Source organism: Flavobacterium sangjuense (assembly GCF_004797125.1).
Lineage (GTDB): Bacteria > Bacteroidota > Bacteroidia > Flavobacteriales > Flavobacteriaceae > Flavobacterium > Flavobacterium sangjuense.
The window spans coordinates 2779299-2804895 of sequence record NZ_CP038810.1 but is presented as its reverse complement, the minus strand read 5'-3'; the positions used below and the strand labels follow the sequence as shown (position 1 = coordinate 2804895).

Below are 25597 nucleotides of genomic sequence, written 5' to 3'. Positions count from 1 at the left end.
ATAGCTTATGTGTTTAAATTACATTCTAAAACATTCCCCAAATCTGAAAAAGGTTTTCTTTGTGATGCTGTTTTTTAGTATCGCGAGTATGCAATCGCAAACTACGTTTACTTCTGTACAATCCGGGAATTATACTGACCCTGCAACATGGGGAACTGCTACGGCTCCGACTTCGGATGACCATGTAGTAATCAGCACAGGTCATACAGTAACTCTTGATGATGTGCTGACTGCACAAAATGTTACTGTTAGCGGTACATTAGAATGTACTGCAGCTTCCTGGGAGTATACTGTAGAAGGCAATTTAACGGTTAATTTGGGTGGATTGTTTAAAGGTATTTATTTTTATGATGCAGGTTCGTTTGGATATAATATCGGAATAAAGATTTCTGTAGCAGGTAACATTGTAAACAATGGTAGAATTGATTTGTCTGAAGGTTCCAGTTATAGCCCTGAAGGCGTATTAAACTTAAACGGAACGACTTTACAAACAGTTAGTGGTTTAGGTACCTTTGGCGGTACAGTTTATAGTACAGACAATAGTAATACAGGTGCGGTAATTAATCAATTAATCGTTGATAACTCTAGTACTGCATCTCCAAATATTATATGGGGATTTAATAATATTAAAATCAGAAGTGCTTTAGTGCTGACAAATGCTAAAATAGATTTAGTTACAAACAAAATGTCTATCGGAAATTATGGGAGTGCTAATGTTACTTGTTCATCTGGTAGTGGCTTTTTAAGCGGAACTATTGGAAGATGGTATGGTGCATATGATACTTTTGCACCAATAACACCAGGTTCCGATTATAATAATGTTAGAACTTTATTTCCTTTTATTAGTGCTAATGGTAAAAACAGAGCGGCATTTATTTCAAGACCAAATGATACAACCAATTTGGCAGTTTCCGGAGAACTTTCGGTAAGTTATTATGATGCGTCAACTGTTTCTACTGGTTTTACAGTTCCGGATGGCGCGTATACAGTAACCGATATATATGAAGGTGCATGGATTATAGAAAAAGATGCAAATTATTTATTTCCATTAGGAAATCATGCGATAGCTTTTTCAATTGAGGATGCTTATTTGATTAAAAACGGAAATTCCAGAATTATTAAGGCTGATGAAACTACGGTTGGAACTCACCAAACTGGAACAACAACGCCATTTGCGCAAAGAATCGGACTTTCAGATACCGATTTAGATAACGCATTCCTTGTCGGATACAACGCGATTTTAGATACTCCGGTAACTTCGGTTCAATCAGGGAATTTTAATGATGCTTCGACATGGAGTAGCAATTCGGTGCCAACTTGTGCCGATACCGTAACTATTCTTTCAGGTCACACCATAACTGTTAATTCAGTTAGTTCTGTAGCCGGAGTAAATATTAATGCCGGAGCTATTTTAATTAGTGATTCTTCAAGCTTAACTGTAGGTTGTAGTAATAATAACGCTACTTTTTCAAACAAAGGAACTTATACTATTAATGGTGGTTCTCTTATTGTTAATGGTAATGTTTCACATATTAACGGAAGCACATTCAATCAAATAGCGGGAGATGTTATTGTAGATGGTAATCATAATGGTGATGCTGCAACCAGTATTAATCAAACGCTTTTCAAAATAGAAAACACCACATTAAACCTGACAGGCGGGAAAATAACCATTGTTGATCCACCGGTTGTTAGCGCAAGTTTAGCGACTACGCATACAATTACAAGCATAGTTCCATGTACTGGATTTTTCTGTTGGTTTTCAAGCGATATATTTTTAGATTCAACAGCTGATTTGTCAATTGGTCAGGTTATCGTTGGTGCAGGTATTCCGGCAGGAACAACAATAGCGGGTATAAATTTTGACGGTTCAATTAACACAAATCCTAGTTTGCCAGCTACAGGATTAAGCTTGCCATTAAGTGTATCGTTTTATAATGTAAGCAATTCTGTTTCTGCTTTTGTTTATGAATCAAATACTAATTATGCTGCCGGTTCAGGTCATACTTTGCAAATTGGGGATGGAATTTCAACAGAAAAAAGTGTAGTAACTACAAACGGTTTCAATTGTAATTTTAGAGCTGCAGACGGAACCTTGTCTTTGAATAATCTAATTATTGATGCTTTAGATGCTACAGATAGATTTATCAATTTGGATAATAATAATATCAATTTCAGCACAGTTATAATGAATGTCCAAAATGATTTCACAATTGTACATGGAAAAGTAAAAGGTTCCGGAGTTGATGCTTATTATGGAGGAAACGTAGTTAATAACGGAGAATTATTTGTGTTTAATACAACTGTTTTAGGAAATTATATTGATGGTTCTTATACTGCAACAGCAAACCCACAAACAATTTCAGGTACTGGAACATTTAATGCTCAAACTGATTTATCACTTAATACTCCTGATAATACCGGTTCCGTAAATCAATTAAAAGTTAATAATACGAGTGCGGCTGGAGTAACATTTAATGTTCCTTTTAATGTGATTAGTGGATTAGTTATGGATAATGGAATTATTCATACTTCATCTTCAAGTTTGTTGAAAATCGGAGCGCCTGCAATGTCATTTACAGGAAGTGTTACAGGAAACTTTGGAGATAATTGTTATATTGATGGTCCGATGTCAAAAGACATTGGAGGTGGTCAAAACGCAGATAACATAAATAATGGTTCAGGTTTTGACAGCGCGTTCTTTTTCCCGGTAGGAAAATCAACTTATTCACCAATATGGGTTGGAGCCACAACACCTTCAGGAGGTTTTGGAAGTCCGGGTGCCAACTTTAATGTAGAAGCTTTTGAAACGAATTCGGGAACAGCATCAGCCAATATTGCTCATTTAAATCAAAACAGATGGGAAGTTTCTAAAACAGCCGGAACTGTAACCGATTTCAACATTAAAGTTGCTGCTGATGCTTCAGTAGACGACAGTTATATTATTGTTCAGGCACCAACTGCTGCCGGAGTTTATGATAATGATTTTGGAATAACAGCAACATTTACAGCAGGTACACCAAATACCTTAACTTCTACGAGTGACCCATTGCCATTTGCCAGCTTTAACGGTTATTTTTCTACAGCAAGACAAGCAGAATGTTCGGTTGTAACTCCGGGAAATACAGTGGCTTCTGAAACTGCAATTTGCGGAGGAAAATCGGTGACTTTAAGTTTGGAAAATGTAATTGTTGGAGAAGGTATTACCTATCAATGGCAAAGTTCAACAGATGGAACAAGCTATACAGACATAAGTGGAGAAGAAGCTACAACTTGTGCTGTTACTCCGGTTGAAAACACTTACTATCGTTGTAATGTTACATGTTCTTTTAGTTCATCAACAGTGGCTTCATCAGCAATCCAAATTACTTTAAATAACACTATACTTACTACTACACCGGCAACTATTTGCATGCCTGCTGACACCGCTGTTTTATTAGCAACTTCATCAAGTGGAGATGTTAAATGGTATCAAACACAAACTGGTGGAGCTTCTATCGGAACCGGAAATTCATTTACAACTCCGGCAATTACAACAACTACAACATTCTATGCAGGAACAGAAACTACTTCGGACGGTACTGCTGGTTTAGTCTACACTAATGATGGATACGGAACGGGAGGAACGAACAAAGGTTTGGCATTTAATTTATCCAATTCAATTATCTTAAATTCGGTTAAAGTTTATCCTCAACAAAGCCCTAGTGGAACTGGTCCATCACCAATTACGATAAAAGTATTGCAAAATGGTGTTCAGGTGCCGGGAACGGCTGATGTTATTTTTACTCCAGATGTAGCATCAGATTGGTCACCAACTACAACTGCTCAAACAGTTACTCTTAATTATGCATTACCTGCCGGAGATAATTATTCTCTTGAAGCAACAGCTGGTATAACATACGATAATGCTTTAGCTTATGTAAGTCCGTTTCCAAGTCCATTCCCTGTTACTAATGGTCCGGTTTCTATAACCGGAGGTATGGATAATGGATTCTTAAGTGATTATAGCTACTACTTTTTCTTTGATTGGGATATTACTGAAGTATGTTCTTCTGCAAGAGTAGCGGTAACAGCAACAGTACAAACAGCTGAAGAATGTGACTTAGGAGTTAATCCAATTGCGAATTTGTTGACAAAAGTTGTTGCTTATCCAAATCCGTATTCAAATACATTTAAATTGGCTATTCAAACGAATAATACTGCTGATGTTGATGTAAAAGTTTATGATATGCTCGGAAGAATACTTGAGCATAAAGTGACTGGTTTTGAAAAACTATCACAGATGGAAATAGGTTCAGGTTATCCTTCCGGAGTTTACAATGTAGTTGTAACACAAGAAAATAAAACCAAAGCACTTCATGTGATTAAAAAATAACCGCCACCCAGCCAATTTTTATAGTGAAAAGACCGATTAGGGAACTAGTCGGTTTTTTTAATTTTCATTATATATAACTTGTGTTTGTATCAAACTCATTTGACCAAACTGAATTATATGAATGCCTGATTAACTCATTTATAATTTAGTCGTCAATGAATTTTAATTTTTCGTCTTTATCCCATAATCCCCAATAAGCTCCAACGTCTCCTTCGGCACCTACTTTCCATGATTCATCAAATGAGGAAAAATAAAACATATCAATGTTGTCATTAGCCGACCAGAGTTGGGCATTGATAAAATATTTCATGGCATTTTCTCTAGATGAGAAGGCACCTTTTAAATTACCACCTTCGCTTGGCCATCCTGTTTCTGTAATAATCACTTTTTTACCGTTGCCAGCATGTGTCGCCTGTCCGAACATGGCTTGCATATGTGCTAATGAATGATTTATATCACAGCCTTCCCAATAAGGGTAACAATTAGAAAGAATTACATCACAGGCCTCAGTGATTCTAGGTCGATGAGAGAATTCATAATACGCATCGACATAGCCAACAGGAATTCCCGGTAAGGCTTCTTTTACCTGATTAATATAATTTAATAATTCATCCTCAGTTAAATCGCCACGGTACATTACTTCGTTACCAACAGCCGCTATATCGACACACCCTTCTTTTGCTAAGGAAATAAGGCCTTTAATTTCTGCATCATTCATAGTCTTATCATTGCCTAACCAGGCACCGACTAACGTTTTAAGTCCATTTTGATGTGCGATTCGAGGAATATGTTCGTTACCTTCTACACAAGAAAAAGAACGAATCCATTTGGTATATCGTTTTATGATTTGAATTCTTCTGTTTACTTGTTCTTTGCTAATAATATCGCCCGGTTTTTGTCCATCTTCATACATGCTAAAACATAAACCATGCATCCCTTTTTCCAGAGTGTCTCGCCAGAGTTGCTCCATTTTTTTTGTTGGTACAGCACTGAAATCAATACCTGCATGTTGAATATAGTTACCTGCGTATTGTGTATAGTCGTTTTCATTTATTGAAGACTGATGATCTTTTCTATATGACATAAGTAAATTTTTTAGTGTTATAATTCACCTCTTCGGGCAATTAATTGTGCTTTTATTTCTTTTGCTTTATCTTCTGAAAGACTATAATTTTTCATTACCCAAATCGCAATCGCAGCAGTAATAATTGGAATGAATATATCGAATAGTCTTAAACTAGTCATAGTCTCTACACTTTGACTGGGTTTTCCTGCATCGAAACCAATAACTTCCAAAACCCAACCTGCTAATACTAATGCAATACCTTGGCCTAACTTAACCATCCACCAATATATTGCGCCAAAAGTTCCTTCTTTTCTGGGCATTCCGTTTTCTAATTCATCTAAGTCACAAACATCAGCAGTCATACTCATCATTAAAGTAAATAAACCACCTAAGCCAAAAGCAATCAATGGTACTGGAATAAACATTAACCAAGGATTTCCCGGACTAAATCCCCACCATTTTAAACCATATCCAATAATAGATAGGAGAGTAGTGATAATAAAAGCGTTCTTTTTGCCATATTTAGTCGAAATCATGGTTACTATAGGAATAATCAAAAAAGCAGTAAGAATAGCAGTAATTGTTGAAAACCAAGCAGGCCAGGAACCAGCCAAGCCATAATCGCCATTAAACATGTAAAAAACAATGATAAAATAACTAAATGATGCTACCATCTGAAAGCCATTGAAAACAAGAAATGTTGCTGCACATAGCTTCATAAAAGATTTATTTTTTGAAATTAGTCCGATACTTTTAAAAAGCCCAAGTAGTTCGCTAAATATACTTTTATTACTTTTTTCTCTGTTTTGCAAATTGGTCTGATCCATTTCTTTACAAAATAATGCCGGTAAAATTCCCAAAAGCATGCATATTATGCCTACAATTACAGATAATTTATGAACGCCTTCTGCTTGTGTTTTGAATATTGTTGGATCTGCAATAATAACCCAAAACCAAGGCACTATCATCCAGGCAATTTGGCCAATAGTTTGAGAAAATCCCATTAATCTGGTTCGCTCTTTATAATCTGAGGTCATTTCATAACCCAGCCCGATAAGTGGCGTAGCAAATAATGCATTACCCGTTAGAAAGACAAGTGAAAATATAAGGAAATACCAAAAATTATATGTTTGTGAGTCGTTTGGGTCAAGCTGCCATAATATGATAAAAAATAAACCACTTAAAATTGCTCCAACAAATATAAATGGTCTTCTTCGTCCCCATCTTGAATTGGAATTATCAGAAAGATGGCCAATAATTGGGTCAATTATAGCGTCATAAATTCGAGGCAAACCTCCTAGTATTCCGGCATATATTGGATCCATCCCAAAAGCTGTTAAGAGAAAGAATGAAAACACACCTAAAGCACCTGGAAATAAATTATTTACCAAATGTCCTGCTCCAAATGCTGCTTTTTGTCCAACAGGTACTCTATCTCTTTTAATAGAAGGAACCGGATTGTTTGTTTGTAATTCTGTCATAATATTATTTTTTGAGATTTTATAAACAGTATTTGAATTGTTCACTTTCCTTATTTTAATGTAAATCTTTTGGCACTAATACATCTTTCATCAACGCTTGTTCATTTCCGTTGTATGTTTTAGTTATTTTATTTCCATTTCTGGTCAATCCTTTGAATACACCTTTATCAACCAATTTCCATAATGCATATTTTGCTTGTCCGTTTAAGGTAAATAAGCCAAAATGATTTTCAGAACCAGATGGATTCTTCGCGTCTTTCCATTGTTCATCAAAAGCTTCAAAGTAAAAACAGGACATGCCCACTTTATTTGTCCAATCTCTCATGTGATTATAAAATAAGGCTTCTTTATATTCATCGGTAGCTTTAGAGCCTTCATTGCCATAATGCTCATTTGATAAACTTGCCCAACCGGTTTCACCAATATGAATGGGTTTATTTACACCCAGGCTTTTCATATATTTAGAAACAGCCTCATATTGTGAGATGGCATATTCTTTGGCGCGAAGCATAGCAGCATTTATCTTTTCTATGTCGGTCAAATGGCTTTCTTTTTCTAGCACACCCCAAAAAGCAGGATTGTAATGAGTGTCATGCATAGGGTAGGTGTGCATGGAGATATAATCTACGGCTTTTATTAATTTTTCTAAATCGGGAACATGATATTGACTATCGCCTCCACCCCAAGAAGCAAAATTATCGGAACTGGTAATCCATAAATCATTGGGCAATTTTCCTGATTTTTTTAGTTCTTGTAAATGATTGACCCATTTTAAAATCACACCAGGTTGCACAAAATAACTGGTTGCCCATTTTACCATAGCCTCGTTTCCAACGGCAATAATTTTTACAATTTCTGGGTATTCATTTGCTAATTCAACTGCTCTGGCAATTTCTGTTGCATTGGCTTCACTTTCAACATCATGATTGGGAGCCAGGTCAGTCCATGCATTTTGGCAATCTATCCATGCGCCTAACATTACATACATTTCAAAGTTTTTATCTTCTTTTTTGAGTTTACGAATAACTTCCAGAAGATTGGCGGCTTCTTTTAAATGAACATTATAAGTTCTCAAAACTTTGATACCCATAGCCGAGAGAATTCTCATATCCTCTTTAAGTTCAGGAATTGTAGGCTCAATATCTCTTGAAGTCTGTCTGAAACCACCATATGATATTGCTAAATATTTTGGATTGCCTAATATATCGGCAGCAGTAAGATTTTTATCTGGCATCGGTTTACTTTCTTTTTTTTGCGCTTTCATACTTCCACATCCAAACAGTACCAATAGAATTGGAACTAGTAAAAATATATTTTGGATGTTTTTCATTTGGTTATTTTATTATTGAAACAATGATTTGACTGATATTGTTTTTTCTTCCAAAAACTAGTTTTGAAGTTGCTTTATCTAAGCTTAAATTTTCAAAAAAACTTGATTCATTATTGTTATAAACGACTTCTAAGCTTTCTTTATCAGTAAGTTTATATACGATTGGAATTTGGCAATACGTAAAACACAGCGAATTTGGCTCTAGCTGAATTTGGGCTTCTTTATTTTCTTTTGTGATATAATTAAATGCTTTCGGCGATTGTAAAAACTCGTTTTTTCGCAACAATCGAGGATTAAAAATAATTTTTCCGTCAGTAACAAAAACGCCAACTTCACCGATTCGACTTAGTATATCTTCTTTAACCTGTCCTGTCATTCCGGGTTGTTGTGCACCTTTTCCGGCAGGCGTATGAGAATAGGGATCGGTTGGGAATGCGCCGTATAATTCAGGCGATTTGTGCACGCCAATTCCCGCATTTATTTCATAGTAATGGTCCAAAAGTTTTCCAATGGTTACTTCATCTTCTTTTGAATTTATGGCTAGTAAACAATTTTCCTGAACGGCCAGTAACAATTTAGAAACCATGTGCCAATAAATTGAGCCTAAACCTTCATAGCCGTAGAATGTTCCTGAACGACCTGTAAATGCTTTATGATTAAAAACTTCCTCATACATTTCTAACAGTAAGGCTGAATCTTTTTCAATTAACGTTTTGTATTTTACTTGATTTAAATTGGATAAAGCTGTTTTTAAAGTATTAGCATTATTAAAATTTCCATTAAAATGATAGTTTCCTAAAACATCTTTTTCTACGATTTGAGTATTTCCGTCTTTTAGTAATTGGATAAGCAATTCAGATTTTTGAATTCTTTCTGACGAAATATTGTTCTTTTTATCAAATCGAGGTAACTCTTTGTTTGGGTATAAAATATAACTGTATTGATCTTCTCTGAATAAAGCACTGCTTTTTAGTCCGTCAAGTACTTTTAATGCTTCTTTTGGTGATAACATTCCCGAACTTAAAACGGCAACTTGTCCTTCTAACATTTCCGGCAGATAGGAAATAGTTATTTCTTTTTCATTTTTGACAGTCATTAAGTTGTAGGCATGATACATGGCATCATCCCTTTTGTTTGCGGTTATGGTGTGCGCTAAAAATTCTTTAAGCACTTCAAAAAATGTTAAAAGTTCGTTTTTAGAGATGGTTATTTTAGAACCTTTAAATCCATTTTTATAAATAGATAAGCGGTAGTTACTTCCTGCATTTCCTAGTCCATCTAATACCGTTTTTCTGTCTTTATCGGATATTTTATCAGATAGTAAATGTTTGTTATTAGCAAGTGTTGCAACAACTTCATTGAAAAAATCAGCCAATTCTTCTGACAATTCAACTCTGTCAACAGCAGATTTCAGAATCACTTTTTCATAAAAAAGTATAAATCGATTCAAATAACAAAGTGTCACCATCGAAACACCATTTCCAACTAAAGCGTTGTTTGCGTCATTCCATTCCGGACGTTGGGTGTTCATCCAAATGCCACCTTCGGGAATAAAGTTGGATACTTTCGCTAATAGAGTGACTAATAATTTTTCCGTTAGGTTTACTTTATAAATAGTGGATTTACCATCCATTATAAGCGTTCCATCAGAACCCATTTCGTTTCTCAATTGTCTAATTTTCCCATCTAATTTGTAATCAAAATCGATAGTGTCTTTTGGGTTTGAAAGTGTATCCTGATAGCTTTTTATTTTGTACGGCACATTGGCATACACAAAAATGTTTTGGGTAAATCGTTTTTCTAAAAGGTTTGGATAGTGATTTTCAATAAATTCCAGAAACTTGAGTAAATAAATAATCTGGTGATCGCCCCAATAACCAATGTATGACCAGGGATCGTGTTCTTCGATAGCTTCCCAATCAAAACCGTCTTTGGTAACACGGTATGGATTGTATCCGTCAAAGGTTGTAGCGTTCAGAAATTTATGAATCATACTTTCTATAAACTCCGGAAAAGAATGTGCTAATGCTTCCCAGTTCTGGAAAATATCTCTCCAGTTTCCTTCATAATCGAGTATTTTAGAACCATCGGTTTCACTTTGAGTATTAATCGAAAATTTATTCCAAGGTCGGCTTGGGTCACCATGACGACGACTAAATTTAAGCGGAAGGTATTCAAAACAAAGACGTTTAAAATTGCTGTCTTCAATAGTATCAGCGCTATTTTTTAGCTCTTCTAAAGTAAAATTGTTGGGTAGACCGGTAAGTATAGCTTGATTAGCATTGAAAACATTTTTGTTGGCCTTTTCTAAATACGTTATGAAATCTTGCTTTTCAATAGTATACCCATCATCAAATATACCACCACGCATGATGTTAAAAAGTGTATTTGAAAAATGTCTGGTATTGGTTAGCTCATCTTGCGTTATTTGTAATCCATCAGATGCTGCTGTCAATGCAATTAGTTTTTTGGTGCCCAATTCCACATCCTGCTCAATACTATCAGCTAAGTCTTTTTCAGTAGTAATAAAAAGAAACTCTGCTAAGGCTGTTACTTTGGAAATGGTCTGATTTACATCGGCTACAAAAAACCAATTTTTTTCTGATTTTGCTCCTAATTTAATGGTAGAACTAACAAAGTAAGCACCTCTTTCCGCCTTGATATCAGCTTCTTGTTTAACGCGATTTCCTTTTCTAAAATTATCAAGTTGTAAAGACGAGATTAAGTAAGTTGGAGATTCAATTCCAAATGACCAGACGATATTGGTTTTTAAACATTCGCTTGGTTCTGCTTTATCAACAATGATGGCACTTAAAGAGTAAATTCCCATTCCAACATTAGCGAGTAATTCACTTTTTTTATAAGCATCAACAAGATTACTTTTGCTACTTTGCAAATCCTCATTTACACCATTTGGCAAAATGTTTTGCATACCGTCCAGTAGCGTTATCTCAAGATTATTTTCAGAGTTATTTATTAAAGCTGCCTTTTTGATAAACCCATATTTATGACTGGAATTCCATTGATAGCGGTAGGTTAAATTTAAATCCTCATTAATTTCCTCAAAAATTATTTTATTGCCATAATTGTTTTTATACAGATTTTGGGTTGTTTTATAAACTCCCATTTGTCTTATTGAGAACGGTTCCCAAATTATAGTTTTAGAACCTAAATGGATTTGAAAAATGCTCTTACTGCCCGTAACTTCAGCATTTTCAGTTATTTTATCATCGGTGTAATACGGAAACAAAGCATTGTTGCTGTCCTTTCTACCGGCCGTTAAACCACCGTTACTGGAAATAAACATCCAATGATTGGAATCGCTAACGATGCTCATAAAAAATGGTCGCATCACATCACTGTTTGCGATTTTATAAAACTTTTCGTTTTCGAAAGTTACCCATTCCACTTTACTATTCTTTCCTTCCATTGAAACCAGTTTACTTAAAATTTATTTTCTATTTGTTACTTATTAAAATTGTTTGAATTGAATGAGGCAGTGCTTTTAGATAAGCTGAATTTGATTGAAGAGTTAGGCTGTAATCCAGATTTTTATCACTTGAATTCATGACAACAATGGCCAGGCTTCCATCGGTATTTTTAAAAGCAGTTGTTAATAAAGCATTGCTACTGGAAACACTGGCAATTTTTTTTGCTCCCGGACGAATAAATTTTGAAAAATGTCCTATATAATAATACGAATTGGTAAACGTAATTTCATCGGTTTTGGTATTGCCATGAACAGGTGAAAAACAAAGATTTCCAACATGATTTGGTCCTCCGGTTTCATCAAGAAGAATATTCCAGTCTGTCCATGCTACAACACCATTGTTAAAATCGTTTATCATTGATTTTCCGTAGCGCTCGGCTAATTTTGGGTCTTCATTTTTTATTCTTTCCAGATTATAACTTTCATTACAGCCTTCAGTAAAAATTAAATTTTTATCGGGATAAGCTTCTTTAACATACTTAACAGCATCATACATTGGCACACCATCTTTCCAATCTTCATACCAATGAAAACCAATGCCCCAGGCATATTTTGCCGCTTTAGGATCGTTTAAAATCACATTGGCACGCTGAAATAATAGGTCTCTGTTATGGTCCCAAACAATGTTTTTTATGCTTCCTAAACCTTCTTTTTGTAAAGTTGGTCCTAAATAGTTTTTTAAAAAGTCGCGTTCTTCTTCGGCCGTATAAATACAAGACTCCCATCGTTGTACAGCTAGTGGTTCATTTTGGATGGTTAAGCCCCAAACAGGAATGCCTTCAGCTTCATAGGATTTGATAAATTTTACATAATAATTAGCCCAAGATTGATAAAATTCAGGAAGCAGCTTTCCACCATTGAGCATACTCTTGTTTGATTTCATAAATGCGGGTGGACTCCACGGACTGGCATACAAGGTTAGTTTTCCTCCGGCTGCTTCAATAGCTTTTTTTATGAATGGGATGCGGTATTTTTTATCGTGTTCAATAGAAAAGGTAGCAAGCGCACTATCGCCTTCATCAATATAGGTGTAACTCGATGTTGAAAAATCACAACTATGTATAGAAGTTCGGGCTAATGAATACCCTATTCCTTTTTCCTGATTATAATATGCTTCTAAAAACCTTTTCTGATTACTTTTTGATAGTTTGTAAAAAGTTTCAGCAGAAGCATCGGTTAATGCTCCTCCAATACCTAGAAAAGTTTGAAATTCTTTACTCGAATCAACAATTATAGAAGCAGCAGTTTCAAGAGGTTGTTTCAGTTCTTGAAATTTTAATGAATCAGTAACGGTTAATTTTAAATCAGAATGATGTGCGGTGGTATAAACAGCTGTTTTTATCGATTTCAAGTTTAAAACTTTACTAATATTATGTTCCTGAGAGGTATGGCTAATTCCTTTTATTGGCATGCAACAAATGAATAATAACAACCCAATAAACTGAATTGTTTTTATATTAAAATATAGGTTCATTAATTGCATGTTATGTTTTATAATCTTTATGATATTTTAAAAATAAGGTCAATCGTAAACTATGATTAACCTTATTTCATGACTCTAATAGTTATTGATAAACTCTCACGTAGTCAACATACATGGTTTGAGGAAAAATTGTTTCGGTATTAGGAGAACCAACATAATTGCCTCCAACAGCAAGATTAAGTATGATATAAAAAGGTTTGTCATATACCCATTCACCAGTAACTTTATCAGGAGTAATTTGATTGTATAAAACGTCATCTACATAGAAGTTGATGTAATTTTTCCCCCACTCAATACCAAAGATGTGAAAATCAGTATCGAAGCGATTATTAATCAAATCATAACTTTTAGTAATAGCAGTAGCACCTGAATAGCCCGGACCATGAACAGTTCCATGTGTTATGGTTGGTTCCTGACCTTTATACTCCATAATATCAATTTCACCACACAGAGGCCAATTCACAGTATCGGAATCAGATCCTAATAGCCAAAATGCAGGCCAAAGACCTTGTCCCCATGGCATTTTAATTCGCGCTTCAAATCGACCATATTTTTGTTCAAATAATCCTTTGGTTAATATTCTGGCAGAAGTATATTGAGAACCCAAAAACGCTTCTTTTTTGGCAGTTATCTGTAGCATGCCATCAACAACTTTGATGTTTTCAGAACTATTAGTGTAGTATTCCAACTCATTATTTCCCCAGCCGTTACTACCTGTACCAATATCATAATTCCAAATCGCGCTGTTAGGCGCTCCATCAGTGTTAAACTCATCCTGCATAACCAGTTTGTTCATGGTTGTAACTTTTTGATTTTCATCATTTGAACAACCAAAAACTACAAGCAATAAAGTAGTTATAAGAAAGCTTTTTGCTAAACTTAGCCCATACCATTTAGTGTTAAAACTTTCATTTGACATACTTTTGTCTATTTTATTAAATTGATTTTTCTGATACATTTTTTAAATTTTATAAGTGTTTAAAACCATTTTTCTAGTTATGAAAATAGATGTTGTCTAAATAAATATCCCCATTGCCATCAAACTTAAGTTGTATTACATCTGCAAGATTAACAGGAGAAAAATTGCTGAGTGGAATTTCTATACTTTGCCATCCAGATGTGGGCACAGTTAAAACTTTTGGGGTCTCTACCGGACCAGTACTTATTAAATATGTTTTGAGAGATGTAGAGTTAGCAGTCCAATAGTCAATATGCAGAAAACTCATTCCGGAGACATTCTGACTACTGCCCAATTGAATTCCCTGATAATTCAATCCAGCATATTTTAGTGTTGTATTCCCGGCAATAAGTGGTTGTGTTACTACAGTAGCCTGGCCCCAATTAGGATTTAAATTAGTTCCGGCAATATTAGTATAAGCATCACTGAATACAGAAATTACATTTGCAGCAGGAACTGTAGGCGTTGGAGCTGCAGTTGTTGGTGCATTAGGTTGCGCGTAGAAATACATATTATCGACAAGAATATTAGAAATAGTTCCATCAGAAATAAATAATATCTGTGCTAAATGACTTCTACTGGATAATCCTGTAAAATTGGCAAGTGGAATATCAAAACCTACCCAGCTTCCATTTGTAAAACTGGCATTAGTGTAATTAACTGATCCGTTTGTATCATCTCCGCCTCCGAAAACTGCATTTGCACCAAAATCACCTAATTGAATTCTGATATGGTCTCCTGCTGTCATTGCTTCCTGCACTTGAATATCCACATGAAAATGAGTCATTGAAGTTGCATTAACGGTAGGTTGAGAAAACTGAGTTCCAACAAAATTAAGTTGTGTATATCGAATAATATCATCACCATTTATATGAATATCGTCTTGCCCTTGCGTGGTTTGATATGGAGCATAATAACCATTGTAATATTCAACAGGTACATTAGTGTAAGCATTACTAAAAATGGAAATTACATTTGCAGGGTCACGAGTTGGAGTTGGTGCCGGTGTAAAGACTCCTAATGAATTAATTGTAAACGAACCCAATGCATCCACATCTCCTAATTTTGCAGTTATGACAGTTGTACCTGCGCCAACTACATTAATTACACCTAATTCACTCACTGTTGCAACAGCAGGATTGGAGGATATAAAAGTATAATATGATGGAGCTACAGAAACGGTTTGGTTATCACCATTACCCAAATTAAAAGTTTGTGATAAGCCCGTTATAGTTGTATTCATACCAATAAAACTATCTTCCACTTTATTGATACCATCATAAATAGTCGGTATCGGATGCGCAATTGTACCTAATTTTTCATATTTTACTTCATCAATCCAAAAGGTATATCCTTGTCCATTTTCGGGTCCTTCTGCATACCAAAACATACCTTTTTCATATGTTAATTTAGAAGCATCAGGAATAGGAATAATGTATTTTTTCCAATACGTAGCTAAAGGAACATTTGTCATTGTTACCAGGTATTTGTTTTGGTTAAAATCATTTCCAAAACCTAGTTCATTGATGGTCGCTGATTGCGAACCTTTTGCCCAAAAAGTTAGCGCATCATAGCCAGAAAGATCACGTCCACCGCCATCTATAAAAACACCACCTACATAGGCGCCTTCCGGATCTCCAACATTTGGAACATCAAATCTCATAGAAGCAGTTCCTTTGTATTTTACGTCAGTATCAACATTAAAACCCGTTAGTAAGGTATTACCAAATGCTCCGTATTCTAAACCCGGGCTGAATGCATCTATGAATACCTCGGCAGTTTTTGGATATGTTGCGAGCACCGAATCATCGGAAGGTTCTCTATCACAACCTACAACTAAATTGAAAATCAATCCTACCAGGAGCGTGATTTTTAAATAAATAAATTTTCTTGTTTTCATTTCCATTTTATTATATTGTTATTTTATTTTCCAATGTTAATATGAACATATGTTCTGATTTCCCATTCACTACCGTTAGGAAATCCAACCGGACTCACAATAGGCTCTGTTACAAATGGTCCGGAGGTTTGATTTGGACTATAACGAGGAGAATACTGGTCTAAAGAACGCCAAGTACCCATTATTCCAATTTTTGTGTTTGGTAAAACATACCAATTCGGTTTTCCCACAGATGTTGATAAATCTAACATCAGTTGGAGTGGGTATGTTAAATTAAAGTCACGATGGTAATCAAATGGTCCCCAATCGTTGAATTTGATGGAACTTGTTAGTTTAATTTTTCTGTAAATTAATCTAATATCACCACCAGCTCTGTTAATTGTTCTTTCGGAATCCCCATTTGCCTGACCATTTCCAAAATACATATTTGCGATAACTCCAAGATCCGGAGTTAATTTTGAAACTATTCTCGTATTCGATTCCCATAAATTTTGAGCAGGTGCTGATTTAGCAAATGCAAAAGCAGTACGATTACTTAGGAATCCAATTGCGGCATCTTGTGTTGTAGGTAAATTTCTGTAAACAAAACCTGTGCTTACGGCAAATTTTGCATCTTCAACCATATCGTTGTTCCATTCATACATCCATGTTGCAGGAGTAGGGTCGTAGGTTAATAATAATTCTCCTCCAACAGTTTCCCTGTTAGCTCTGACCACAAATGGATCATCTTGAATATTACGTAATCTTCCGGGCGAACTTACATCATTTGGCATGGCTTCAACTAGTGGTTTTTGCCATAAAAAATTTGGTGCAATTTGAAAGTTTGAATTAACGTTATATGTAAATCCGGTTAAGAAATTCATTTGATTTCCGCTTCCGGTATCTTTTAATCTCCACCCTGTGAAAGTTTGAACATTATCTGCACCACCATTTGCAACTAATCCCATAATTGCTCCTTGTGTATAGATATTAAACTTTCCTTTTGATAAAGTTAATTTAGCTTTTCCTCCCCAATTGTCTTTGTTATTAACTTTGTCATTATAAACTGTGTAGTTTCCGGGTGTAGTTTCTTCAGCATATTGAAAAACTCTGCCATTCAAGGGTTGTCCTCCCCAAATACCTCCAAACTCAATGCCCAGCGAACCAACTTTAGTTTTAAGATGCAAAGTGGCTCTTCTGGTTTTTGGTAATGGAATAGCGATAGATGTTAGAGCCGCACCCGCATTTGCAAGATCTTCATGATACACTGCAGTGGCATCAAAAGCACCGATTTTTTTACTATATTTCAACAACAATGCTGGGTTTGCTCCCCACCAAAGTTGTGGACCAAAAGCAGCTTTAAGACCATTTAAACTTCTTTTTCCGTCTATTTCTAATCCAAGAGTTTCGCCGTTATAAATGTCCAAATTCGGACCGTAATTTGCTTCAGGGTACAAGGCAAAGAAATCACCTTCATATCCCCAATGATAATGTCCCGTTCTGTAAAAACCTCTTAAATCAAAATCTTTTTCATTCCAAGAGTAAGAAGCATTATAAATTTGAACTCTGTTGTTGTCACTTATTTCAACCGGTCCATCAGGAGTACTAACTGTTTGGGTACGACCTCTATTTTCATAAAATATTTCATTTATTGGATTTTCTGCCACACGCCCTAAAATATTCACATTTACATTAGCTTTCATATTTGGTGCTGGATTTCCTTCAACACCAACAAAATAAGATTGCATATGATCAAAGCCTAATTTATTTGGATAGGTATTTGCTTCAGGATCAGCTTCTTTTGGAGTAGTAATTAAACTACCTCCAGTGCTAAAAGTGGTAAACTCAGCTCTTAAATTACTGATTTTCAGGATTTCATTATCATTACCGCCTAAGGCAGCTTTATCTCCTCTTGCTTTTAAAACTGCATCCATTAAATTAACATTATTGAAAGCTCTGTTTATCGTTTCACTTGTAGTTCCTGGTTCATACGGATTAACTCTGTGAGCTTCTTTTAAGGCATAATAGGCTGCACGCGGATATAAATCATACAAACCTCTGGCATTCGTTGGCCCTTTTGCACAAATTCCAAACCATTCTTCGTTCATATTATTTTGACCTTTAATAAAGTCATTTATATAACCACCATTAGACCACGAAGCATTATCATCATGTATATCTAAATTTTTTGTTTGTCCGTATTTCCACCAACCATCACTAAATTGAAAAGTAAAACCTCCAATTGAATTACCAACTTTACCAATACCTGCAGCATTTTCATATATTTCTTTCCAGTTGCCAACCATATAGTAAGCCTGTGATTTTTGGTCTTCAGCATTTTCTAATACATTAAAAGCATCAGCGCCAAATTCAGTAAACAATATTGGTTTATCTATTTTTTCTTTAACTTTTTGAAAGGCATCGCCAAAAGATACTCCACGATACATATTAAGACCCAAAATATCAATGTCTTTACATTCTTCAGCAATGATATCTAAGAAGAGTAGATCTCCATTACAAATTGCAATAGGATGCGATTTGTCGACATTCTTCATAGCAACTACAGCATCATTAAACAGTTTATACATGTCTTTAGATCTGATAGTAGATTTTCTGTCTTCCATTGGAATATTCTCTGTTTCAGCACCATCCCAAAACAAACCATAGTTATTTTCATTACCTAACAGAAACAATAAAACACCGGGAGTATTTTTATACTCTTCAACCATTTCTTTAGTCTCTTTGAGTAGTAATTCCCGAGTTAATGGGTTTGAGTATTCGGTATTAGGAACCCAGGTTCCATTTAAGGTTAAACCATATCTGCCAAATGAATGATTCAACATTGTATAAATACCATATTTGTCATGTATATATTGAATCCATTTTGGTTGAATTCCGGTATACTGTCTGATGACATTAACCCCCATATTTTTTAGCAAAGACATCTCGGTATCCAGAGCAGCTTTAATAACATCATCAGATTGTTTCCACAAACTGTAGTTGTAATTATTGCCAATTGGAATATAATCCCAGTTCATACCGTTGACCATAAAATCTTTACCGTTGACAACTAGTTTTGTTCCTTGAGCATTTTTTTCAAGTGAAACAATATCCGCTTGAGCATAAATAGTTGAAGAAAAACTCCAAAAGATTAGAAGTAAAATAATTTTTCTCATTTGTTATTATTGATTATTGGTTTTGAAATTGTTAAAATTGGTTTTGGGGTTGAGTCTTAAAATTTTCATTATAAAAATAGATTTATAAATTATAACAAAATCAAAAACAACCACAACAAAAAACATACATCGCAATATTTTTGCATGTTATTTGTCATTTTTATAGAAAAACAGATTAATTAGCAATAAATTAAGAGGTGATAATTTATTGTTATTACGATTAAAAAATCAAACTACAAGGTTATTGTTGTGCTTATGTATAGGTAAAACATATCATCATGTAAAGGCTAGATGTACAATATATACTCTACCAAGCCTTGTTCGTGTGGCAAATCCATCTTTTTGCGTAAACGATATCGTTTTATTTCAACACTTCGAACAGAAATATTAAGTAATGGAGCAATTTCTTTGGAAGATAAATTCAATCGCAAATAGGCACAAAGGCGCAAATCATTTGGAGTTAAAGAAGGATGCGCTTGTTTTACTTTCTTTAAAAAATCATTATCAGCATTATCAAATGCTTCTTTAAAAACTGTCCAGGTATCTTCTTCGCTAATGTTTTTGGTAATGGTTGAAATAACCGATTTGATGCTTTTATTACTGTTATCTACAGAAGTGTGTTTTAAATCTTCTTTTATCAAAGCCAACAGCTCATTCTTTTTAATCAAACTCATAGTTGAAACAGCTAATTCCCGATTCTTAGTATCCATATCGCTGGATAGTTGCTCGTTTTTAAGCTTCATTAATTGCTGTTCACTTTCTAGAGCCGCAATTTCAAGTAAAAGATTGTTTTCTTCAATAAGCTTTTGTTCTTTTTGGCGATAATATCTTTTATAGGTTTTGTGTATATATACAGCCAATAAAAAGCCCAATACAAAATAGATAATCACGGCTAAATTAGTTGCGTACCATGGTTTCTTTATGGTAAAACTATAGGTTGCAATATTTTCGGGAGTGGAGTTGGCAATCTTTGCCCTTACTTTAAAAACATAATCTCCCGGAGGTAAATTTTTATAATTAGCTGCGGTTTTTGCTGACCATTGACTCCATTTTTCCTGTAAACCTTCCAGTAAATATTGGTATTCTGTATAAATATATTTGTTGTATTCGGGAACCGTATAATTGATTATAACGTTGTTTTCATCATGTTTGAATTCACCGGGATCTTTGACGGAACAGTTGATTGATTTTTGGTCTAATTTGTTAATGGTTATACCCGATATGGAAACGCTGTTGTTTTTAAAACTTAGATCGTTAATGTTGATGGTATAATATCCGTCAGTTGTACCGATTAAATAGGTTGAATTAGATAATTGTGTAATGTTTTCATAGCCTAACATAGAGTTTGTCAATGCTGATGAAATAGGGATGGCATGAATTTTTAGTTGGTTGTTAAGTTTGCTTAATGTGAAATAGTTAATATAGTTTTTTGTGAACAACCACAACTTGTTGGAATTGTCAACAATTAATTTCCCTGAAGTGTATTCGTCTTTTCCAAAAACAGGACTTAATGCTCTATCTTTATTAAAGGTCTTGCTGCTTTCGTCTAACTTATAAATCCCTTCCTTGTTGGCATAATAAATGACATTATTGAATTTTATCAAACTGGCATTCTTTCCTTTGGTAGGAGTTTTATATGTTGTAAAATCTGAAGATTTGGTAAAAGTATTATCCAAGTGAAATCTAAAAACACCTTTGTATTCGTGGCTAACGTATATTTGATGGGCATTTGTAATTTCAAAGTATTTTGATGAATAGTTAAAGCCTTCAATTTTATTTCTGAACGTCCACTGATTATTAATTTTTTGAAGTACTGAAATTCCATAATAATTTCCTTGTAACAATAAATCCTTTCTGCCCGGAACGGTTTCAAACTTCCAGGTTCCAGAAGAAGCATAAATTTGCTTCGCACTTCCATTTACAATGATAAATGTTCCCGAATCATGTCCGCAAAATAAAGTTCCTTGATATTCAAAAATAGACCAAACCTGGCCTTTTGTTCCTTTTATAAACTGAAATGAATCTTCTGAATCATAATTTTTATAAAACAAACCTTGATTGGTACCAATATAGAGTTTATCGTTATATAATAGCGATGTATAAACTGTTCCTAAAAAACCGGTATTGTCAAAATAACTTCTAATTGGTGATTGCAGATTGATGCAATTGATTCCGTTGTCCAAACCAATCCATAAATTCTTATCGATATCTTCAAATAATGACAAAACAGTATTGTTGCTAATTCCTTTATTTTGACTGATATGATATTTAAGTTTTCCGGTTTCTGAGATTATGAAAATACCGTCAGAAACAGTTCCAATTGCAAAGCTTTTATCGGACAGTTGTTTGCAACTATACACACTACTGGAAGCAATTTGAGCATCTACATCAGAAAAAAACGGGTTGAATTTTGCATCGATAAAAGTGTAAAAACCATTGGATTGAGTTTCCAGAAGCAAACCTGCATCTATAGCAAAAATGGCAACAATTTTATTGTTTAGTATAACCGGACTGTTTGAAACCAATTTGCTTTTACCGTTTTCAATTTCAAACAAACCTTCATTTTCAACTTGAAAATAAAGTGAGCTATTAGCTTCAAAGGCTTTTAGAATATGGTTTTTTGGAGTTATTATTGAGAACTTAGTTGTCTTAGTATCATAAATATAAATTTGATCTAAAGATTGAAATATAATCCATTGTTCATAATTTAGAATATTCCAAAACTGTTCATCATCTTTAATTCTGTGTTTTATTTTTTTACTTAATGAATGATATTTAAGTTGATTATTCGCCTGTCTGGTCCAGTAGCCAAATTCCATGTAGCACCCAGTATAAATTCTATTTCCAACAACTCTTACTGAACGCATAATGGTTTCATTTGGAGATGGATAAAGTGTCCAAGACGAACCATTGAATTCTAATAACCCTTCATTATTGGCAAAAAACAAAAAATGGTTGGCATCTTGTGCAATCATCCAATTTTGAATTCCGGCGGAATACACATTTTGTGAATATTTTACGATTGGTGGTAATTCCTGGGCAAAGCCAAAAAAAGTAAAGGCAACAAAAAAGGATAGGAATTTTGCGAAACTTTTACAGATATGCATTTTTAGAGTAGCGTATTTTTATAATTATGTAAATTAAAGATATAGATTATTTATCGATATGATAACACTAACCTTTAAAAAATGTTAAATTTAACAATCGTTTATCCATGACTATTTACTTAAAAAATACTATATGTATAAATAAAGAAGAGCACGAAATTGCTTCCGTGCTCTTCAGGCTAATAAACTAAAAAACTTACTCTTTTATAAATTGTTTTCTTATTAATTCATTTCCAACTTGTGCGGTTAGAATATAAACTCCTTTAGATAAGCTACTTACATTGATAGTTGCTTCGTTAGCAGATGCAGATTGTTTTGAAACTATTTGCCCCAAAGTATTATAAACTGTGATAGTATCAATAGTTGATTCACTTGAAATATTCAATACTTCATTAGCAGGATTTGGATACATTCTTAAAGATGATTTAACAAAATCATTTGTTGCAAGTGGAATTCCTTTATAAATGTAGATATTGTCAACATAAACTACACCTAAATTAGACGTAATTAAAAATTGTGCTAAATCATTTCTAGTTAGATTATTACTCCAACTTGAAAAAGGGACGTCAATTGAAACCCAAGCACCAGTTACAATTGCGGGTGTAGTACCTGTATTAATGTTTAATTCTAATGCAGAGACTTCACCTGCTCCGCCTCCCCATTGTGAGAATTTAGAATTGAATACTTTTCCAATCAAATCAGCATTATCAGTCCAAAAATCCATGTGGAAATTAGTGAATGTTGATGCGTCAATTCTATTATTTACAAATTCGACACCAATAAAATTACCGAATGATATTTTCTTTACATCGTCACCCGCAACCTGCATATCAGTAACATCTGAATCATCCCAAACTGCCGACCAAGTCTCTATAGTTGTATTGGTATAGGCATTACTGAAAAGTGAAATAACGTCACTTGCATTTCTGTTTGGAGGTGTTGGCGCTGCAGAAGTTGGTCCGGTATAAACGAACGATACGGTATAAGTTTTAGTTACAAGCGTATTTTGAGAGGTAACAACTACGGTAGCGCTTCCCGGAACACCACTAGCTTGAGTGATTACTGTTGTTGCTCCCGGATCTGTTGTAGTTGCTAGCGTAATTTGTGGAGTTGTTGGAGTTCCAAACGGAATTCCTTTGGTGTAAGAGATGATGTTAGAAGCAAAACCACTAACAGTTGTACCGTCAACTCTCAGATCGCTTAAAGTAGCATCTGTACCTGCAGCAACCGGAGCTTTCCAAAAATATAAATTGTCTAAATATATTGTTCCGCCTGTGCCACCGTCAAATTTAAACTGAATGACATTGCTTAAATTACCTGTAAAACCGGCTAAAGGAAAATCTAAAGACTGCCAAGAACCAGCAACACTACTAATAGGATGCGCTATTTCCGGACCGGTACTAATTGCAAATACATTTGGTGATTGATTGTTCGTCCATACGTCAACGTGTAGATATTCCATGGTAGAAATATTTTGAGCATTTCCAGCCCAATCTGTACCTTGGTAATTGAAATTGGCATATTGAAGCATATTGTCACTAGCAACTTGTATTTCAGTTACAACCGTTGACTGACCCCAAAACGGGTTCGTATTAACTCCCGCAATATTGCTGTAAGCTGATCCATAAATAGAAATAACATCAGCTGCATTTCTTACAGGTGGTGTTGGTGCTGCTGAAGAGGGAACTTGTGCTTGCGCTAATGCAATGCAGAACAGAGAAAAGAGAAGAGTAATTTTTTTCATAATAATTTGATTTATAAGTTCATTACAAATGTATTTGATAATCAGACTAATGATTTTTTGTTTAACTATATAAAAACTATACAAGTCAAAAACTTTCTCAATCGTTTGTAATAAAGGGCTAGGGCTGGTGTGCTTTTTTTTAAACGTCGTTTAATTTAAAGCAAAAAACACTATTTGTTGTGTTGATGTTGTGGCAAAATGAAATGATAACTACAATTGAGGATGGATTTATTGTAGTTATTTCAAATTATTAACATAAAATTTTTACTGAATGTAAAAAAACTATAGTTTTTTTAGAAATCAATTCTTAAAAATAGTTTTTATCTCTTTTGAATCTCTTGTTTAGATTAACAATTGCGCATGGTATTAAAGTGCAAAAGCCAAAATATAGAATTGCAGCACCAAACAGATTGTGTTAATTTTTCTGTATGATGGCTGTGGTAATTTAAAAAGTAAGGTTTACAAATAGTGGCAACTCTTCAGCCAGCGAATGCAATCTTCAGTCCAATGAGCGCTTGTGCCTTCAACACCCAAACCAAATCCGTGACCACCTTTTTCATAAACATGCATTTCTGCAGGAACATTATTCTTTTTTAAGGCTAAAAAATAAACGATGCTGTTTTCCACAGTAACCGATTTGTCATCGGCAGCATGAACAAGAAAGGTAGAAGGAGTCTCTTTATTCACAGAAAGTTCGTTTGAAAATTTTTGAATAGCATCTTCTGTTGGATTCTCCCCTAATAAATAATTACGGGATCCTTTATGTGCGATTTCATTTTTCATACTAATTACAGGATAAATCAGCAATGAAAAATCTGGTCGGGCACTTACGGTATCATTTTCAGGATAGATTTTCTCAGCATAATGTGTTGATAGTAATGCAGCTAAATGTCCTCCTGCGGAAAATCCGATTACTCCAATTTTATTTGGATTAATATTCCAAGAAGTTGCATTCCGTCTGATAAGTCTCATAGCTTCCTGCGCATCCTGCAAAGGTCCAATGCTTTTGTCTTTCATGATTTTATCATTTGGCAATCGGTACTTTAAAACAAAAACAGTTATCTCTAATGTATTTAACCATTTGGCAATTTTCTTACCTTCTTTCAAAATCGATAGATGATCATAACCGCCACCTGGAAAAATTAGTATTGCTGTTCCATTTGCGTTTTTTGGTTGGTAAACAGTTAACGTTGGTACGGAAACGTTGCTGACACTTTGAAGAATGCTATCTTTATAAACTTTGTTTTCCTTATATTCAGTATTCTTAATTTCACCCGGAATGGCAGTTGTCCATAATGGAATAACTTTGTCTTGCGCCATACTATTCATATTTACACTTAGGGTAAAAACTACAGTTATAAAATGTAATAAATAGTTGTTTATCAGCTTGCTGTTCATGTCAAAATTTTTGTAAATCTGTAATTTAGATGTTATTTTTTTAAGATATGTGTTTTTTTTGCTAATAAATTTAAAATTATTATTAAATAATTTGTGTTATAATTATAATA

12 protein-coding genes are annotated in these 25597 nt (G+C 34.4%); 1 reads left to right on the top strand and 11 read right to left on the bottom strand.

Annotation, left to right across the window (positions count from 1 at the left end):
* Positions 1–7 precede the first annotated feature (7 nt).
* Positions 8–4375 (top strand): T9SS type A sorting domain-containing protein, encoded by a 4368-nt coding sequence (locus GS03_RS12100; RefSeq protein ID WP_136152802.1) that lies wholly within the window; start codon positions 8–10, stop codon positions 4373–4375.
* Positions 4376–4520: 145 nt separating this feature from the next.
* Here the strand turns inward: GS03_RS12100 and GS03_RS12095 are convergent, their stop codons facing one another.
* The 11 genes from GS03_RS12095 to GS03_RS12045 all read right to left on the bottom strand — a co-directional run bounded on the left by GS03_RS12095 (position 4521) and on the right by GS03_RS12045 (position 25487).
* Positions 4521–5459 carry a glycoside hydrolase family 17 protein gene (locus GS03_RS12095; protein ID WP_136152801.1) on the bottom strand — a complete coding sequence of 313 codons (939 nt, stop codon included), beginning with the start codon at positions 5457–5459 and terminating at the stop codon, positions 4521–4523.
* 17 nt (positions 5460–5476) lie between these two features.
* Positions 5477–6922 (bottom strand): MFS transporter, encoded by a 1446-nt coding sequence (locus GS03_RS12090; protein ID WP_136152800.1) that lies wholly within the window; start codon positions 6920–6922, stop codon positions 5477–5479.
* 55 nt (positions 6923–6977) lie between these two features.
* Positions 6978–8252: a glycosyl hydrolase family 17 protein gene (locus GS03_RS12085; protein ID WP_136152799.1), complete on the bottom strand. Its 1275-nt coding sequence runs from the start codon at positions 8250–8252 to the stop codon at positions 6978–6980.
* A 4-nt stretch (positions 8253–8256) separates the two neighbouring features.
* Positions 8257–11682 carry a hypothetical protein gene (locus GS03_RS12080; RefSeq protein WP_136152798.1) on the bottom strand — a complete coding sequence of 1142 codons (3426 nt, stop codon included), beginning with the start codon at positions 11680–11682 and terminating at the stop codon, positions 8257–8259.
* A 28-nt stretch (positions 11683–11710) separates the two neighbouring features.
* Positions 11711–13216, bottom strand: coding sequence for a glycoside hydrolase family 30 protein (locus tag GS03_RS12075; protein ID WP_394346354.1), 1506 nt, complete (start codon positions 13214–13216; stop codon positions 11711–11713).
* 91 nt (positions 13217–13307) lie between these two features.
* Positions 13308–14144: a glycoside hydrolase family 16 protein gene (locus tag GS03_RS12070; protein WP_136152796.1), complete on the bottom strand. Its 837-nt coding sequence runs from the start codon at positions 14142–14144 to the stop codon at positions 13308–13310.
* A gap of 73 nt (positions 14145–14217) precedes the next feature.
* Positions 14218–16083 (bottom strand): glycosyl hydrolase family 16, encoded by a 1866-nt coding sequence (locus tag GS03_RS12065; RefSeq protein ID WP_210726615.1) that lies wholly within the window; start codon positions 16081–16083, stop codon positions 14218–14220.
* Between the two features lie 23 nt (positions 16084–16106).
* On the bottom strand, positions 16107–19238 hold the full coding sequence (locus tag GS03_RS12060) for a glycoside hydrolase family 2 TIM barrel-domain containing protein (protein WP_136152795.1): 3132 nt from the start codon (positions 19236–19238) through the stop codon (positions 16107–16109).
* Between the two features lie 287 nt (positions 19239–19525).
* The gene (locus GS03_RS12055; protein ID WP_168710305.1) at positions 19526–22345 is read right to left on the bottom strand and encodes a triple tyrosine motif-containing protein; all 2820 of its coding nucleotides are present in this window, start codon (positions 22343–22345) and stop codon (positions 19526–19528) included.
* Positions 22346–22541: 196 nt separating this feature from the next.
* Complete coding sequence (locus GS03_RS12050) at positions 22542–24089, bottom strand: T9SS type A sorting domain-containing protein (RefSeq protein ID WP_136152794.1); 1548 nt, start codon at positions 24087–24089, stop codon at positions 22542–22544.
* Positions 24090–24548: 459 nt separating this feature from the next.
* Positions 24549–25487 (bottom strand): alpha/beta hydrolase, encoded by a 939-nt coding sequence (locus GS03_RS12045; RefSeq protein ID WP_136152793.1) that lies wholly within the window; start codon positions 25485–25487, stop codon positions 24549–24551.
* Positions 25488–25597 lie beyond the last annotated feature (110 nt).

Coding starts and splice junctions, on each gene's coding strand:
- GS03_RS12100 (WP_136152802.1), top strand. CDS start 8: ATGTGTTTAAATTACATTCTAAAACATTCCCCAAATCTGAAAAAGGTT.
- GS03_RS12095 (WP_136152801.1), bottom strand. CDS start 5,459: ATGTCATATAGAAAAGATCATCAGTCTTCAATAAATGAAAACGACTAT.
- GS03_RS12090 (WP_136152800.1), bottom strand. CDS start 6,922: ATGACAGAATTACAAACAAACAATCCGGTTCCTTCTATTAAAAGAGAT.
- GS03_RS12085 (WP_136152799.1), bottom strand. CDS start 8,252: ATGAAAAACATCCAAAATATATTTTTACTAGTTCCAATTCTATTGGTA.
- GS03_RS12080 (WP_136152798.1), bottom strand. CDS start 11,682: ATGGAAGGAAAGAATAGTAAAGTGGAATGGGTAACTTTCGAAAACGAA.
- GS03_RS12075 (WP_394346354.1), bottom strand. CDS start 13,216: ATGAACCTATATTTTAATATAAAAACAATTCAGTTTATTGGGTTGTTA.
- GS03_RS12070 (WP_136152796.1), bottom strand. CDS start 14,144: ATGTCAAATGAAAGTTTTAACACTAAATGGTATGGGCTAAGTTTAGCA.
- GS03_RS12065 (WP_210726615.1), bottom strand. CDS start 16,083: ATGAAAACAAGAAAATTTATTTATTTAAAAATCACGCTCCTGGTAGGA.
- GS03_RS12060 (WP_136152795.1), bottom strand. CDS start 19,238: ATGAGAAAAATTATTTTACTTCTAATCTTTTGGAGTTTTTCTTCAACT.
- GS03_RS12055 (WP_168710305.1), bottom strand. CDS start 22,345: ATGCATATCTGTAAAAGTTTCGCAAAATTCCTATCCTTTTTTGTTGCC.
- GS03_RS12050 (WP_136152794.1), bottom strand. CDS start 24,089: ATGAAAAAAATTACTCTTCTCTTTTCTCTGTTCTGCATTGCATTAGCG.
- GS03_RS12045 (WP_136152793.1), bottom strand. CDS start 25,487: ATGAACAGCAAGCTGATAAACAACTATTTATTACATTTTATAACTGTA.